Below are 15343 nucleotides of genomic sequence, written 5' to 3' on the forward strand. Positions count from 1 at the left end.
CGGAGACCGGCTTCTTCCCCGGCGCGATTCTCCTTCGGCGCAGACCCAGAAGGCGTAACGGCGCCGGCGTGTCCCCGCGCGGAAACGGACCGGCTCCCGGGGCCATCTCAGCGATGGTCCCGGGAGCCGGTGTCGTGCGTGTACGGCGGCCTTACAGCCCCGCGGCCTTGCGCAGCGCCTCGACGCGGTCGGTCTTCTCCCAGGTGAAGTCGGGCAGCTCACGGCCGAAGTGGCCGTACGCGGCGGTCTGGGCGTAGATCGGGCGCAGCAGGTCGAGGTCGCGGATGATCGCGGCCGGGCGCAGGTCGAAGACCTCGTCGATGGCCTTCTCGATCTTCTCGGTCTCGACCTTGTTGGTGCCGAAGGTCTCGACGAACAGACCCACCGGCTCGGCCTTGCCGATCGCGTAGGCGACCTGGACCTCGCAACGCGCGGCCAGACCGGCGGCCACCACGTTCTTGGCGACCCAGCGCATCGCGTACGCCGCGGAGCGGTCCACCTTGGACGGGTCCTTGCCGGAGAAGGCGCCGCCGCCGTGGCGGGCGAAGCCGCCGTAGGTGTCGATGATGATCTTGCGGCCGGTGAGGCCGGCGTCGCCCATCGGGCCGCCGATCTCGAAGCGTCCGGTCGGGTTGACCAGCAGGCGGTAGTCCTCGGTGTCGAGCTTGATGCCGTCGTCCAGCAGCGCCTTCAGCTCGGGCTCCACCACGAACTCGCGGATGTCGGGCGCCAGCAGGGAGTCCAGGTCGATGTCGCTCGCGTGCTGCGAGGAGACGACGACCGTGTCGAGGCGGACGGCCTTGTCACCGTCGTACTCGATGGTGACCTGGGTCTTGCCGTCGGGGCGCAGGTAGGGGATGGTGCCGTTCTTGCGGACGTCCGAGAGCCGCTTGGACAGGCGGTGCGCCAGGAAGATCGGCAGCGGCATCAGCGTCGGCGTCTCGTCGGAGGCGTAGCCGAACATCAGGCCCTGGTCGCCCGCGCCCTGCTTGTCCAGCTCGTCGTCGTCGCCCTCGACCCGGGACTCGTACGCCGTGTCGACACCCTGCGCGATGTCCGGGGACTGCGAGCCGATGGACACGGAGACGCCGCAGGAGGCGCCGTCGAAGCCCTTCTTCGACGAGTCGTAGCCGATCTCGAGGATCTTCTCGCGGACGAGCTGGGGGATCGGCGCGTAGGCCTTGGTGGTGACCTCACCGGCCACGTGCACCAGACCGGTCGTGATCAGGGTCTCGACGGCGACGCGGGACGTCGGGTCCTCGCGCAGCAGGGCGTCGAGGATGGTGTCGCTGATCTGGTCAGCGATCTTGTCGGGGTGACCCTCGGTCACGGACTCCGAAGTGAACAGGCGACGGGACACAACGCTCCCTGGGGTTGCAGCGGCTGCTGGCTGATCATTGGCGGACACGACGGGAGCTGCGCCCGGCGGCGTCCGGGAACAGTTTATCGGTCGAGCCCGACCACCGGCCCACCTGTCTCGCCTCTCGGGAGCGCTGTGACCTGCGGCACGGGCATTCTGCCGAATGCCGTGCGCGCTTGGCCAGGGTCGCCACGCCCGAATCGAGCGGCGTACGAGGGAACGGCGAGCGCATCAAACAGTCAGCTCAGGCGGGGTGTCACCAGGTCCCACACGATTTCGGCCAGGGCTTCCTTGGGCCCGTGCGGCACGGGGGTCTCGCTGCCGTCTGCGCCCAGGACGACGGCCTCGTTCTCCTCGGAGCCGAAGGTCCTGAGCTCCCCCACCTCGTTCACCACCAGCAGGTCGCACCCCTTGCGGCGGAGTTTCGTCCGGCCGTTGGCGAGGACGTCGTCCGTCTCGGCGGCGAAGCCGACGACGACCTGTCCGGGGCGGGCGCGGTCGGCGGAGATCTCCGCGAGGATGTCCGGATTACGTATGAGGACGATCGGGTCGGGGTCCTGTCCGTCCTTCTTCTTGATTTTCCCGGTGGCGTAGGTCTCGGGCCGGAAGTCCGCCACCGCGGCGGCCATCACGACCGCGTCGGCGTCGGCGGCCGCCTTGAGCACGGCCTCGCGCAGCTGTACGGCCGTCCCGACCTGGACGACGTCGACGCCCGCCGGGTCGGGCAGGCCGGTGTTGGCCGCGATCAGGGTGACCCGGGCGCCGCGGGCGGCGGCGGTGCGGGCGAGGGCGTACCCCTGCTTGCCGGAGGAGCGGTTGCCGAGGAAGCGGACCGGGTCGAGGGGCTCGCGGGTGCCGCCGGCGCTGACCACGACATGGCGGCCGGCGAGGTCGGGTTCGCGCACTCCCCCGGCCAGGACGCGGCGGCAGACCTCGAAGATCTCGGCGGGGTCGGGCAGCCGTCCCTTGCCGGTGTCGACGCCGGTGAGGCGGCCGACGGCGGGCTCGATGACGACGGCGCCGCGGCGGCGCAGCGTCGCCACGTTCTCCTGGGTGGCGGGGTGTTCCCACATCTCGGTGTGCATCGCGGGGGCGAAGACGACGGGACAGCGGGCCGTGAGCAGGGTGTTGGTGAGGAGGTCGTCGGCGAGGCCGTGGGCGGCCTTGGCGAGCAGGTCGGCGGTGGCCGGGGCGACGACGACCAGGTCGGCGTGCTGGCCGATGCGGACGTGCGGGACCTCGTGGACGTCGTCCCAGACCTCGGTGGAGACGGGGTGGCCGGAGAGGGCGGACCAGGTGGCGGCGCCGACGAAGTGGAGGGCGGAGGCGGTGGGGACCACGCGGACGTCGTGACCCGACTCCGTGAGCCTTCGCAGCAGCTCGCAGGCCTTGTAGGCGGCGATGCCACCGCTGACTCCCAGAACGACCTTGGGCTTGTCCACCACTCGGCTCCCCGTCTCTCCCCGGCTCGGCAACGTACGAGTCCATCACACACCACAGGCCCGGCAGGAGCACTGCCGGGCCTGTGGATAAGTCAGACGCAGTCTGAAAGTACTACTGCGACCATGTACTGCTGTGACTACTGCGCGGGGCCCTCGATGGCCTCGGACGTCAGCAGACCCGCGTTGATCTCGCGGAGCGCGATCGAGAGCGGCTTCTCGTGGACGTGGGTGTCGACGAGCGGACCGACGTACTCGAGGAGGCCCTCGCCGAGCTGCGAGTAGTACGCGTTGATCTGGCGGGCCCGCTTGGCCGCGTAGATCACGAGGCTGTACTTCGAGTCGGTGGCCTCGAGGAGCTCGTCGATCGGCGGGTTGATGATGCCCTCGGGCGCGGAGATGGAAGAGGACACGCTCTACCTTCCGATGGATGGGAAAGAATCAGTGAGTGTGACCTTCGCGATCACACGACATCCATCAAGGCTAGCAGCTCACGCGCCACGTCCTCGACGGAGGTGTTGACCAGGGTCACGTCGAACTCCGGCTCGGCCGCGAGTTCGATCTTCGCGGCGTCCAGCCGTCGCTCGATGACCTCGGGCGGCTCGGTGCCCCGCCCGGTGAGTCTGCGCACCAGCTCCTCCCAGGAGGGCGGAGCCAGGAACACCAGCTGAGCGTCCTGCATGGACTCGCGGACCTGCCGTGCGCCCTGGAGGTCGATCTCCAGGAGGACGGGCTCCCCCGCCTCCAGCCGCTCCAGCACGGCGCCTCGCGGCGTGCCGTAGCGGTTGCCGGCGAACTCGGCCCACTCCAGCAGTTCGCCGTTGGCGATCAGCTTGTCCATCTCGTCGTCGGTGACGAAGAAGTAGTGGACCCCGTGCTGCTCACCGGGGCGGGGCTTCCGGGTCGTCGCCGACACCGAGAGCCAGACCTCGGGGTGTTGCTTGCGCATATGGGCGACGACCGTGCTCTTGCCGACCCCGGAGGGGCCGGAGAGCACGGTCAGCCGCGGACGTTCACTCATGCAGCGATTATTCCAGCAATCCCGGAGTGCCCGGGACTCCCTTCCCGGCAGTGCCCGGGATCAGGAGCCGGTGCTGCCGAACTCACGCTCCAGGGAGGCGATCTGGTTGGAACCGAGACCGCGCACGCGGCGGCTCTCGGAGATGCCGAGTCGCTCCATGATCTGCTTGGCACGGACCTTGCCCACGCCCGGCAGGGACTCAAGCAGGGCGGAGACCTTCATCTTGCCGATGACGTCGTTCTCCTGACCCTGCTTGATGACCTCGTGCAGGGAGGCGCCGGAGTGCTTGAGTCGATTCTTGACCTCGGCCCGCTCCCGGCGAGCCGCGGCGGCCTTTTCGAGCGCGGCTGCGCGCTGTTCGGGGGTAAGGGGCGGAAGAGCCACGCCTACGTCACCTCGGATGTCGAACTGTCGGATACGGACCGGTGAGGAACCTAGTCGCCCCACACCTAGGGAGCTACGAGCAACACGCTCTGCCCGTTCACCCCCACTGCTTGAAAAGCGTGGGAGGGACCCCCACTGCTCGGAGACTAGCGGCCAAGTGCGCCTGAGTCAGCGAGAACAGAGGAAAAGTCCTGGTCAGCCTCTGTCAGGACGGGATATTTCAGACATAGTGCCCCGGATTTGAGAATGTATCCAGCCTCAAATCGGCCACGAAGCACTCGTCGGAGGTTTGAAACGCCCCCAGACCGGCCGTCAGGCGGCTTCCAGCGTGACGCGGATCTCATCCGCGAAGCGGTCCGCGGCGTCACGCAGCGCACTCACGTCGGGACCGTGGCGCAACACTCCCCGGCTGACGTTCGGCACGACATTGCGCAGCACGCTCCCGAACACCCCGGGAAGGTCGGCCGGCGTCGCCCCCTGAGCGCCCACGCCGGGCGCCAGGAGCGGACCGTTGATGTCGAGGTCGTAGGACGAGAGGTCCCCCAGGGTTGCCCCGACGACCGCCCCGAAGGAGCCCAGAGGTTCGTCGCCCGCGTTCTCGACGGTCAGATGCGCCAGCATGGTCGCGCCGACGTCCCGGCCGTCGGCGCGCACCGCGTGCTGCACCTCGCCGCCCTCCGGGTTGGAGGTCAGCGCCAGCACGAACAGCCCGGCGCCGTTCTCCCGGGCGAGCGCGACGGCCGGGCTGAGCGAGCCGTACCCGAGGTACGGGGAGACGGTCAGCGCGTCGGAGAACAGGGGCGCGTCCTTGTGCAGGAAGGACTCGGCGTAGGCGGCCATGGTCGAGCCGATGTCGCCGCGCTTGGCGTCCATGACCACCAGGGCACCGGCGGCCCGCGCCTCCTGCACCGACTTCTCCAGGACGGCGACCCCGCGCGAGCCGAACCGCTCGAAGAACGCGCTCTGCGGCTTCAGCACGGCGACCCGGCCGGCCACCGCCTCGACGACCGTGCGGCTGAACCGCTCCAGGCCCGCCACGTCGTCGTTCAGGCCCCACTCGACCAGCAGGGAGCGGTGCGGGTCGATCCCGACGCACAGGGGGCCGCGCTCGTCCATCGCCCGGCGCAGGCGCGTGCCGAAGGGCTCGAGGGTCATGCCGTCCTCCTCACGTCGGCGCCGACCGCGTCGGCGAGGGTGGCGTACGGGCTCGTGCGCAGCCGCGCGGCGAGCCCCTTGTGGATCGCGCGGCCCCAGAAGGGCCCCTCGTAGATGAAGGCGCTGTAGCCCTGGACCAGCGTGGCACCGGCCAGGATCCGCTGCCAGGCGTCCTCGGCGGTCTCGATGCCGCCGACGCCCACCAGGGTGATCCGGTCGCCCACGCGCGCGTAGAGCCGCCTGAGCACCTCCAGGGAGCGGGCCTTGAGCGGGGCGCCCGAGAGTCCGCCGGTCTCCTTGACCGACGACGGGTCCGACCGCAGACCGAGCCCCTCGCGCGCGATGGTCGTGTTGGTGGCGATGATCCCGTCCAGGCCCAGCTCCACCGCGAGGTCGGCGACCGCGTCCACGTCCTCGTCGGCGAGGTCCGGGGCGATCTTCACCAGCAGCGGGACGCGCCGCGAGGTCACCGTGCGGTCGGCGGCCTCGCGCACGGCGCTCAGCAGCGGGCGCAGCGCCTCGGTGGCCTGGAGGTTGCGCAGTCCGGGCGTGTTGGGCGAGGACACGTTCACGACCAGGTAGTCGGCGTACGGGGCGAGCCGCTCGGTCGACTTCACGTAGTCGCCGACGGCCTCCTCCTCGGGGACGACCTTGGTCTTGCCGATGTTGACGCCGACGACGGTCCTGAAGACGGGTTCACGGGACGCCAGGCGCGCGGCGACGGCGAGCGAGCCCTCGTTGTTGAAGCCCATGCGGTTGATGAGCGCGCGGTCCTGTACGAGCCGGAAGAGCCGCTTCTTCGGGTTGCCCGGCTGCGGTTCCCCGGTGACCGTGCCGATCTCGACGTGGTCGAAGCCCAGCATCGACATGCCGTCGATCGCGACGGCGTTCTTGTCGAAGCCCGCGGCGAGCCCGAAGGGGCCGTGCATGCGCAGTCCGAACGCCTCGGTGCGCAGCTCCTTGTGGCGGGGCGCGAGGGCGGCGGCCACGAAGGTGCGCAGGACGGGGACGCGGACGGCGAGCCGGATCCAGCGGAAGGCGAGGTGGTGGGCCTGCTCCGGGTCCATCCGGCGGAAGACGAGGTTGAAGAAGATCTTGTACATGGTTCCCTCATGTAGAGCCCTCATGAAGAGCGCTCATGAAAAGGGGGACACCGTTTCCGGTGTCCCCCTCGGGGCTGCTAGTCGCGGGCCGCGGTCAGGTGTTCCGCGTGTTCCTGGAGCGAGCGGACGCCCACGTCCCCGTGGTTGAGCGCGTCGATGCCCTGGACGGCGGCGGCGAGCGCCTGGACCGTCGTCAGGCAGGGCACGGACCGGGCCACGGCCGCCGTACGGATCTCGTAGCCGTCGAGGCGGCCGCCGGTGCCGTACGGGGTGTTGACGATGAGGTCGACCTCGCCGTCGTGGATGAGCTGGACGATGGTCTTCTCGCCGTTCGGGCCGGTGCCCTCGGACTGCTTGCGCACGACCGTGGCGTTGATGCCGTTGCGCTTGAGGACCTCGGCGGTGCCGGAGGTGGCGAGCAGCTCGAAGCCGTGGCCGACCAGCTCGCGCGCCGGGAAGATCATCGAGCGCTTGTCGCGGTTGGCGACCGAGATGAACGCGCGGCCCTTGGTGGGCAGCGGGCCGTAGGCGCCGGCCTGCGACTTGGCGTACGCCGTGCCGAAGACGGAGTCGATGCCCATGACCTCGCCGGTGGAGCGCATCTCCGGGCCGAGGACGGTGTCCACACCGCGGCCGGAGGTGTCCCGGAAGCGGGTCCACGGCATCACGGCCTCCTTGACGGAGATCGGCGCGTCCAGCGGCAGCTCGCCGCCGTCGCCGGTCGCCGGGAGCAGCCCCTCGGCCCGCAGCTCGGCGATGCTCGCGCCGAGCGAGATCCGGGCGGCGGCCTTCGCCAGCGGCACCGCGGTCGCCTTCGAGGTGAAGGGGACCGTACGGGACGCGCGCGGGTTGGCCTCCAGGACGTAGAGGATGTCGCCGGCCATCGCGAACTGGATGTTGATCAGGCCCCGGACGCCCACCCCGCGCGCGATGGCCTCGGTGGAGGCCCGCAGCCGCTTGATGTCGAAGCCGCCGAGGGTGATCGGGGGCAGGGCGCACGCCGAGTCGCCGGAGTGGATGCCGGCCTCCTCGATGTGCTCCATGACGCCGCCGAGGTAAAGCTCGGTGCCGTCGTAGAGCGCGTCGACGTCGATCTCGATGGCGTCGTCGAGGAAGCGGTCGACGAGGACCGGCCGGGTGGGGCTGATCTCGGTCGACTCGGCGATGTAGGAGGACAGCCGGGTCTCGTCGTAGACGATCTCCATGCCGCGGCCGCCGAGGACGTACGACGGCCGGACGAGGACCGGGTAGCCGATCTCGTCGGCGATGGCCTTGGCCTCGGCGAAGGTGGTGGCCGTGCCGTGCTTCGGGGCCGGCAGGCCCGCCTCGGCGAGCACGCGTCCGAAGGCGCCCCGGTCCTCGGCCGCGTGGATGGCCTCGGGCGGGGTGCCGACGATCGGCACGCCGTTGTCCTTCAGGGCCTGCGCGAGACCCAGCGGGGTCTGGCCGCCGAGCTGGACGACGACACCGGCGATCGGTCCCGCCTGCGCCTCCGCGTGGACGATCTCCAGCACGTCCTCGAGCGTCAGCGGCTCGAAGTACAGGCGGTCGGAGGTGTCGTAGTCGGTGGAGACGGTCTCCGGGTTGCAGTTGACCATCACGGTCTCGTACCCGGCGTCGGACAGCGCGAAGGAGGCGTGGACGCAGGAGTAGTCGAACTCGATGCCCTGGCCGATGCGGTTCGGGCCGGAGCCCAGGATGATCACCGCGGGCTTCTCGCGCAGGGCGACCTCGGTCTCCTCGTCGTAGGAGGAGTAGAAGTACGGGGTCTTCGCGGCGAACTCGGCGGCGCAGGTGTCGACCGTCTTGTAGACCGGGCGCACGCCCAGCGCGTGCCGCACCTCGCGGACGACGTCCTCGCGCAGCCCGCGGATCTCGCCGATCTGCTGGTCGGAGAAGCCGTGCCGCTTGGCCTCGGCGAGCAGGTCGGCGTCCAGGCGCTCGGCGGCGGCCAGCTCGTCGGCGATCTCCTTGATCAGGAAGAGCTGGTCGACGAACCAGGGGTCGATCTTCGTGTACGCGAAGACCTCCTCGGGGGTGGCGCCCGCGCGGATGGCCTGCATGACGGTGTTGATCCGGCCGTCGGTGGGGCGCACGGCCGCTTCGAGGAGCGCGGCCTTGTCACCGGTCTCGCCGACGAAGGTGAACTGGCTGCCCTTCTTCTCCAGGGAGCGCAGCGCCTTCTGGAAGGCCTCGGTGAAGTTGCGGCCGATGGCCATGGCCTCGCCGACCGACTTCATGGTGGTGGTGAGGGTGGAGTCGGCCTGCGGGAACTTCTCGAAGGCGAATCGCGGGGCCTTGACGACCACGTAGTCGAGCGTGGGCTCGAAGGAGGCCGGGGTCTCCTGCGTGATGTCGTTGGGGATCTCGTCGAGGGTGTAGCCGACGGCGAGCTTGGCGGCGATCTTGGCGATCGGGAAGCCGGTGGCCTTGGAGGCGAGCGCGGAGGACCGCGACACGCGCGGGTTCATCTCGATGACGATGACCCGGCCGTCGTCGGGGTTCACCGCGAACTGGATGTTGCAGCCGCCGGTGTCCACGCCGACCTCGCGGATCACGGCGATGCCGATGTCGCGCAGGATCTGGTACTCGCGGTCGGTGAGCGTCATCGCGGGCGCGACGGTGATCGAGTCACCGGTGTGCACGCCCATGGGGTCGAAGTTCTCGATGGAGCAGACGACCACGACGTTGTCGTGCTTGTCGCGCATCAGCTCCAGCTCGTACTCCTTCCAGCCGAGGATGGACTCCTCCAGGAGCACCTCGGTGGTCGGCGAGAGCGTGAGGCCCTGGCCCGCGATGCGGCGCAGTTCCTCCTCGTCGTGGGCGAAGCCGGAGCCGGCGCCGCCCATGGTGAAGGACGGGCGCACGACGACCGGGTAGCCGCCCAGCGTGTCCACGCCCGCGACGACCTCGTCCATGGTGTGGCAGATGACCGAGCGCGCGGACTCGCCGTGCCCGATCTTCTTGCGGACCTCCTCCACGACCTCCTTGAACAGGTCGCGGTCCTCGCCCTTGTTGATGGCTTCCACGTTGGCGCCGATCAGCTCGACGCCGTACTTCTCCAGGACGCCGTTCTCGGACAGCGAGATGGCCGTGTTGAGGGCCGTCTGACCGCCCAGGGTGGGCAGGAGGGCGTTGGGGCGCTCCTTGGCGATGATCTTCTCGACGAATTCGGGGGTGATCGGTTCGACGTAGGTGGCGTCGGCGATCTCCGGGTCGGTCATGATCGTCGCCGGGTTGGAGTTCACCAGGACGACCCGGAGGCCCTCGGCGCGCAGGATGCGGCACGCCTGGGTGCCGGAGTAGTCGAACTCGGCGGCCTGGCCGATGACGATCGGGCCGGAGCCGATGACCAGGACGGACTGGATATCGGTGCGCTTAGGCACGCTGGCCCTCCATCAGGGATACGAAGCGGTCGAACAGGTAGGCGGCGTCGTGCGGGCCGGCTGCCGCTTCGGGGTGGTACTGGACGGAGAAGCCCGGCTGGTCGAGCAGCTGGAGCCCCTCCACGACGTCGTCGTTCAGACAGACGTGGGACACCTCGGCGCGCCCGAAGGGCGTCTCGCTGACCCGGTCGAGCGGCGCGTCCACGGCGAAGCCGTGGTTGTGCGCGGTGACCTCGACCTTGCCGGTCGTACGGTCCTGGACCGGCTGGTTGATGCCCCGGTGGCCGTACTTCAGCTTGTAGGTGCCGAAGCCCAGGGCGCGGCCGAGGATCTGGTTGCCGAAGCAGATGCCGAACAGCGGCGTCCTGCGCTTCAGGACGGCGCTCATCAGGGCGACGGGACCGTCGGCGGTGGCCGGGTCGCCGGGGCCGTTGGAGAAGAAGACCCCGTCGGGGGCGACGGCGTACACGTCCTCCTCCGTCGCCGTGGCCGGGAGCACGTGCACCTCGATGCCGCGCTCGGCCATGCGGTGCGGGGTCATGCCCTTGATGCCGAGGTCGATCGCGGCGACGGTGAACTTCTTCTCGCCGACTGCGGGGACGACGTACGCCTCCTTGGTGGCGACCTCCTCGAAGAGGCTGGCGCCCTTCATGTGCGGCTGGGCCTGCACGCGCGCGAGGAGCTCGTTCTCGGTGGCGATCGCCTCGCCGGAGAAGATGCCGGCCCGCATGGAGCCGCGCTCCCGCAGATGCCGGGTGAGCGCGCGGGTGTCGATGTCGGAGATCCCGACGATGTCCTGGGCGACCAGCTCGTCGTCCAGGGAGCGCTTCGCCCGCCAGTTGGACGGCACGCGCGCGGGGTCGCGCACGACATAGCCGGAGACCCAGATGCGGCTCGACTCGTCGTCCTCGTCGTTCCAGCCGGTGTTGCCGATCTGGGGGGCGGTCGCGACGACGATCTGGCGGTCGTAGGACGGGTCGGTGAGGGTCTCCTGGTAGCCGGTCATACCGGTGGAGAACACCGCTTCGCCGAAGGTCTCCCCCACGGCCCCGTAGGCGCGGCCGCGGAAGATCCGGCCGTCCTCCAGGACGAGTACGGCGGGAGTCTTTGCAGCTCCCCTGGTGGAGGTCGTCATCGTTCGGCGCCTTCCGTCGTGTTGTTCTTGATCATGGAGTTGATGGCTTCGACCCACTCGGTGTGCTCGGCCGCGTGGTCGGAGCGGAAACCGGAGTCGATCAGCCTGTCGCCGTGCTGCCAGGTCACCACCAGCAGTCCGCCCTCGGTGAGGACCTTGCCGGCGATGCCCTTGCCGAGCAGGGCCTCGCGCAGCGCGGCGGCGGGGACGAAGAAGTCGGTCGCGCCGGGGCGTACGACGTCCAGGCCCGCGTCGGTCAGGGTGAGCTCGACCCGGCTGCGGGAGCCGAGGCCGTGGGCCACGATGCGGTCCAGCCACTGCCCGGCCGTGGTGGAACCGTGGTAGCGGCCGCTCATCGTCAGTTTCACGGCACCGGGCTCGTCCGGCGCGCCGGGCAGCTCGGGAAGGTCGCTCTGGAGTGTGCCGCGCCACTTCCAGCCCTCCCGCATCAGCCAGTACACGAGCGCGACGAAGAGGGCGAGGCCGACCAGCCAGCCGATGCGCGCGGCCCAGTCGGTGACCGCGGCCGACTTCTGCTCTTCGGCCAGCAGGATGAGAGATGTCACGTGAGCTTCCCGTCGACGAGCGTGGCCTTGCCCCGGAGCCACGTGTGCGTGACACGGCCCGGCAGCTCACGCCCCTCGTACGGAGTGTTGCGGCTGCGCGAGGCGAAGCCCGCGGGGTCCACGGACCCACGGTATGCCGTGTCGACGAGCGTGAGGTTGGCGGGCTCACCTGCCGAGACGGGGCGTCCGTGGCCCTTCGCCCGGCCGATCCGCGCGGGCGTGAGGGACATGCGGTCGGCGACCCCGGCCCAGTCCAGCAGCCCCGTCTCCACCATGGTCTCCTGGACCACCGACAACGCGGTCTCCAGGCCGACCATGCCCATCGCCGCCGCGGCCCACTCGCAGTCCTTGTCCTCGTGCGGGTGCGGGGCGTGGTCGGTGGCGACGATGTCGATCGTGCCGTCGGCGAGCGCCTCGCGCAGGGCGCGCACATCCCGCTCGGTGCGCAGCGGCGGGTTGACCTTGTAGACCGGGTCGTACGACCGCACCAGCTCGTCGGTGAGGAGCAGGTGGTGCGGGGTGACCTCGGCGGTGACGTCGATGCCGCGGGACTTGGCCCAGCGGACGATCTCCACCGACCCGGCGGTCGACAGGTGGCAGATGTGGACGCGGGAGCCGACGTGCTCGGCGAGCAGGACGTCCCGGGCGATGATCGATTCCTCGGCCACCGCGGGCCAGCCGCCGAGGCCGAGCTCCGCGGAGACGATCCCCTCGTTCATCTGGGCGCCCTCGGTCAGCCGGGGCTCCTGCGCGTGCTGGGCGACGACCCCGCCGAAGGCCTTCACGTACTCCAGCGCGCGGCGCATGATCACGGCGTCGTCGACGCACTTGCCGTCGTCGGAGAAGACGGTGACGCCGGCGGCCGACTCGTGCATGGCGCCCAGTTCGGCGAGCTTCCTGCCCTCCAGGCCGACGGTGACGGCGCCGATGGGCTGCACGTCGCAGTAGCCGTGCTCCTGGCCGAGCCGGTAGACCTGCTCGACCACACCGGCCGTGTCGGCCACGGGGAAGGTGTTGGCCATGGCGAACACGGCGGTGTAGCCGCCGGAGGCCGCCGCGCGGGTGCCGGTGAGCACGGTCTCGGAGTCCTCGCGGCCCGGCTCGCGCAGATGGGTGTGCAGGTCGACCAGGCCCGGCAGCAGGACCTTGTCGGCGGCCTCGACGACCTCGGCGCCCTCGGCGCTCAGGCCGGTGCCCACCTCGGCGATGACGGCGCCGTCGATCAGGACGTCCTGCGGCTCGCCGCCGAGCACCTTCGCACCACGGATCAGGATCTTGCTCATGTTCTTACTTCTCCTCGGTGGTACGGGCGTGGCTGACGGCGGGTTCGTTGCCGCCCAGGAGCAGGTAGAGGACGGCCATCCGGATCGACACGCCGTTGGCGACCTGCTCGACGACGGTGCAGCGGTCGGAGTCGGCGACCTCGGCGGTGATCTCCATGCCGCGGACCATCGGGCCGGGGTGCATCACGATGGCGTGCTCGGGCATCCGCGCCATGCGGTCGCCGTCGAGGCCGTAGCGCCGCGAGTACTCGCGCTCGGTCGGGAAGAAGGCGGCGTTCATGCGCTCGCGCTGGACGCGGAGCATCATCACGGCGTCCGACTTGGGCAGGACGGCGTCGAGGTCGTACGACACCTCGCAGGGCCAGTGCTCGACGCCGACCGGCACCAGGGTGGGCGGGGCGACCAGGGTGACCTCGGCGCCGAGGGTGTGCAGCAGGTCGACGTTGGAGCGGGCGACCCGGCTGTGCAGGACGTCGCCGACGAGGGTGATCCGCTTGCCGGCGAGGTCCTGGCCGATCCCTGCGTCCCGGCCGACCAGCCGGCGGCGCATGGTGAAGGCGTCGAGGAGGGCCTGGGTGGGGTGCTGGTGGGTGCCGTCGCCCGCGTTGACGACGGCCGCGTCGATCCAGCCGGAGGTGGCGAGGCGGTACGGGGCCCCGGAGGCGCCGTGCCGGATGACCACGGCGTCGACGCCCATGGCCTCCAGTGTCTGGGCGGTGTCCTTCAGGGACTCGCCCTTGGACACGCTGGAGCCCTTGGCGGAGAAGTTGATGACGTCCGCGGAGAGGCGCTTCTCGGCGGCCTCGAACGAGATACGCGTGCGCGTGGAGTCCTCGAAGAAGAGGTTGACGATCGTGCGGCCGCGCAGGGTCGGCAGTTTCTTGATGGGCCGGTCGGCCACCCGGGCCATCTCCTCGGCGGTGTCGAGGATCAGGACGGCGTCGTCGCGGGTGAGGTCGGCGGCCGAGATGAGATGACGCTGCATCTGTCAGGCTCCGTAAGGCAGTTCAGGCATATGGGGAGGCGGGGTCTGGGGGTGTCCCCCACAGAGCACAGCCGGGCAGGCGGGGGCGCGCCGGAGCGGCGGGCGGGGGCCGGCTGCTACGGGGTCTGCTTCACACCGAGCAGCACGGTGTCGCGACCGTCCTCCTCGGCGAGCTGGACCTTGACCGTCTCCCGCAGCGACGTGGGGAGGTTCTTGCCGACGTAGTCGGCGCGGATGGGCAGTTCGCGGTGGCCGCGGTCGACGAGGACCGCGAGCTGGACCGCGCGCGGGCGCCCGATGTCGTTCAGGGCGTCGAGGGCGGCGCGGATGGTGCGGCCGGAGAAGAGCACGTCGTCGACGAGGACGACCAGCTTGCCGTCCAGGCCGTCACCGGGGATCTCGGTGCGGGCCAGCGCACGCGGCGGGTGCATGCGCAGGTCGTCGCGGTACATGGTGATGTCGAGGGAGCCGACCGGGATCTTGCGGTCGGTGATCTCCTCGAGCTTGGCGGCGAGCCGCTGGGCGAGGAACACCCCGCGGGTCGGGATGCCGAGAAGCACCACGTCGTCGGCGCCCTTGGCGCGTTCGACGATCTCGTGGGCGATGCGGGTCAGGACCCGCGCGATGTCGGGGCCTTCGAGAACGGGCCGGGCATCGGAGGTGTGAAAGTCGATCTTGTCCATACGAAACGGACCCCCTTCTCCGCCTCACGGGACGGATCTTAAAGGACGTCGGGTTTGCGCCATCCACCGTAGCAGCCCGCCAGGACGGCCCTGATCACCCCCTTGGCGTAATCGGCCATCGATACCACGGAAGAGTCGGTGTGGACCATTCGGCTTGACGCAGAAGAATCACGCTGCGTAACCTCACAATGAGTTACCAGCCGCGCGGTGCGGAACCCATGCCGGCCGCGTCGACCCAGTGCCGGGGAGCTATATGTCCAGCGAATACGCCAAACAGCTCGGGGCCAAGCTCCGGGCGATCCGCACCCAGCAGGGCCTTTCCCTCCACGGTGTCGAGGAGAAGTCCCAGGGACGCTGGAAGGCGGTCGTGGTCGGTTCGTACGAGCGCGGCGACCGCGCCGTGACCGTGCAGCGCCTCGCCGAGCTGGCCGACTTCTACGGCGTCCCCGTGCAGGAGCTGCTGCCCGGCACCACCCCGGGCGGGGCGGCCGAGCCGCCGCCGAAGCTTGTCCTGGACCTGGAGCGACTGGCCCATGTGCCGGTCGAGAAGGCGGGCCCCCTGCAGCGCTACGCGGCGACGATCCAGTCCCAGCGCGGTGACTACAACGGCAAGGTGCTGTCGATCCGCCAGGACGACCTGCGCACGCTCGCCGTCATCTACGACCAGTCGCCCTCGGTCCTGACCGAGCAGCTGATCAGCTGGGGCGTGCTGGACGCGGACGCGCGTCGCGCGGTCTCCCACGAGGAGGGCTGAGCCGCCCAGCGGCTGAGCAGAAACGTGCCGCCGGGGTCGGCAGGACATGGGTGGCGCCGAGTTCCTGGGCCAGGTCGAGCCGGTTCTGG

At 70.1% G+C, this 15343-nt stretch carries 14 protein-coding genes; 1 reads left to right on the top strand and 13 read right to left on the bottom strand.

The genetic code is table 11. The annotated features are described in order from the left end of the window. Positions 1-151 precede the first annotated feature (151 nt). From metK to pyrR, 13 genes are all read right to left on the bottom strand, one after another. Complete coding sequence (gene metK / locus ABZ464_RS35700) at positions 152-1360, bottom strand: methionine adenosyltransferase (protein WP_359284231.1); 1209 nt, start codon at positions 1358-1360, stop codon at positions 152-154. 239 nt (positions 1361-1599) lie between these two features. Continuing rightward, complete coding sequence (gene coaBC, locus ABZ464_RS35705; protein WP_359284234.1) at positions 1600-2802, bottom strand: bifunctional phosphopantothenoylcysteine decarboxylase/phosphopantothenate--cysteine ligase CoaBC; 1203 nt, start codon at positions 2800-2802, stop codon at positions 1600-1602. Between the two features lie 137 nt (positions 2803-2939). Beyond that, positions 2940-3212: a DNA-directed RNA polymerase subunit omega gene (rpoZ, locus tag ABZ464_RS35710; protein ID WP_003977348.1), complete on the bottom strand. Its 273-nt coding sequence runs from the start codon at positions 3210-3212 to the stop codon at positions 2940-2942. A gap of 50 nt (positions 3213-3262) precedes the next feature. Next, positions 3263-3871 carry a guanylate kinase gene (gene gmk, locus ABZ464_RS35715; protein WP_359284279.1) on the bottom strand — a complete coding sequence of 203 codons (609 nt, stop codon included), beginning with the start codon at positions 3869-3871 and terminating at the stop codon, positions 3263-3265. A gap of 9 nt (positions 3872-3880) precedes the next feature. After that, the gene (locus ABZ464_RS35720; protein ID WP_003977346.1) at positions 3881-4204 is read right to left on the bottom strand and encodes an integration host factor; all 324 of its coding nucleotides are present in this window, start codon (positions 4202-4204) and stop codon (positions 3881-3883) included. A 312-nt stretch (positions 4205-4516) separates the two neighbouring features. Beyond that, positions 4517-5359 (bottom strand): orotidine-5'-phosphate decarboxylase, encoded by an 843-nt coding sequence (gene pyrF / locus ABZ464_RS35725; RefSeq protein WP_359284237.1) that lies wholly within the window; start codon positions 5357-5359, stop codon positions 4517-4519. Beyond that, positions 5356-6462, bottom strand: coding sequence for a quinone-dependent dihydroorotate dehydrogenase (locus ABZ464_RS35730; RefSeq protein ID WP_359284239.1), 1107 nt, complete (start codon positions 6460-6462; stop codon positions 5356-5358). Before ABZ464_RS35730 ends, pyrF begins: the two co-directional genes overlap by 4 nt. A gap of 77 nt (positions 6463-6539) precedes the next feature. Beyond that, entirely contained in the window at positions 6540-9848 is a 3309-nt protein-coding gene (carB, locus tag ABZ464_RS35735; protein WP_359284242.1) for a carbamoyl-phosphate synthase large subunit, read from the bottom strand. Continuing rightward, complete coding sequence (gene carA, locus ABZ464_RS35740; protein ID WP_359284244.1) at positions 9841-10983, bottom strand: glutamine-hydrolyzing carbamoyl-phosphate synthase small subunit; 1143 nt, start codon at positions 10981-10983, stop codon at positions 9841-9843. The genes carB and carA overlap by 8 nt, the downstream gene beginning before the upstream one ends. Then, positions 10980-11549, bottom strand: a complete 570-nt coding sequence (locus ABZ464_RS35745; protein WP_359284246.1) for a hypothetical protein — start codon at positions 11547-11549, stop codon at positions 10980-10982. The genes carA and ABZ464_RS35745 overlap by 4 nt, the downstream gene beginning before the upstream one ends. Further along, the gene (locus ABZ464_RS35750; RefSeq protein WP_359284248.1) at positions 11546-12832 is read right to left on the bottom strand and encodes a dihydroorotase; all 1287 of its coding nucleotides are present in this window, start codon (positions 12830-12832) and stop codon (positions 11546-11548) included. The genes ABZ464_RS35745 and ABZ464_RS35750 overlap by 4 nt, the downstream gene beginning before the upstream one ends. A gap of 4 nt (positions 12833-12836) precedes the next feature. Next, entirely contained in the window at positions 12837-13817 is a 981-nt protein-coding gene (locus ABZ464_RS35755; RefSeq protein ID WP_359284250.1) for an aspartate carbamoyltransferase catalytic subunit, read from the bottom strand. 116 nt (positions 13818-13933) lie between these two features. Then, positions 13934-14500: a bifunctional pyr operon transcriptional regulator/uracil phosphoribosyltransferase PyrR gene (pyrR, locus tag ABZ464_RS35760; protein ID WP_359284252.1), complete on the bottom strand. Its 567-nt coding sequence runs from the start codon at positions 14498-14500 to the stop codon at positions 13934-13936. A 253-nt stretch (positions 14501-14753) separates the two neighbouring features. On the opposite strand from pyrR, the gene bldD reads away from it, so the two are divergent. Continuing rightward, positions 14754-15254 carry a transcriptional regulator BldD gene (gene bldD, locus ABZ464_RS35765; RefSeq protein WP_020128858.1) on the top strand — a complete coding sequence of 167 codons (501 nt, stop codon included), beginning with the start codon at positions 14754-14756 and terminating at the stop codon, positions 15252-15254. The last annotated feature ends 89 nt before the right edge of the window (positions 15255-15343 follow it).

This window comes from Streptomyces sp. NPDC005820 (assembly GCF_040630255.1).
Classification (GTDB): domain Bacteria; phylum Actinomycetota; class Actinomycetes; order Streptomycetales; family Streptomycetaceae; genus Streptomyces.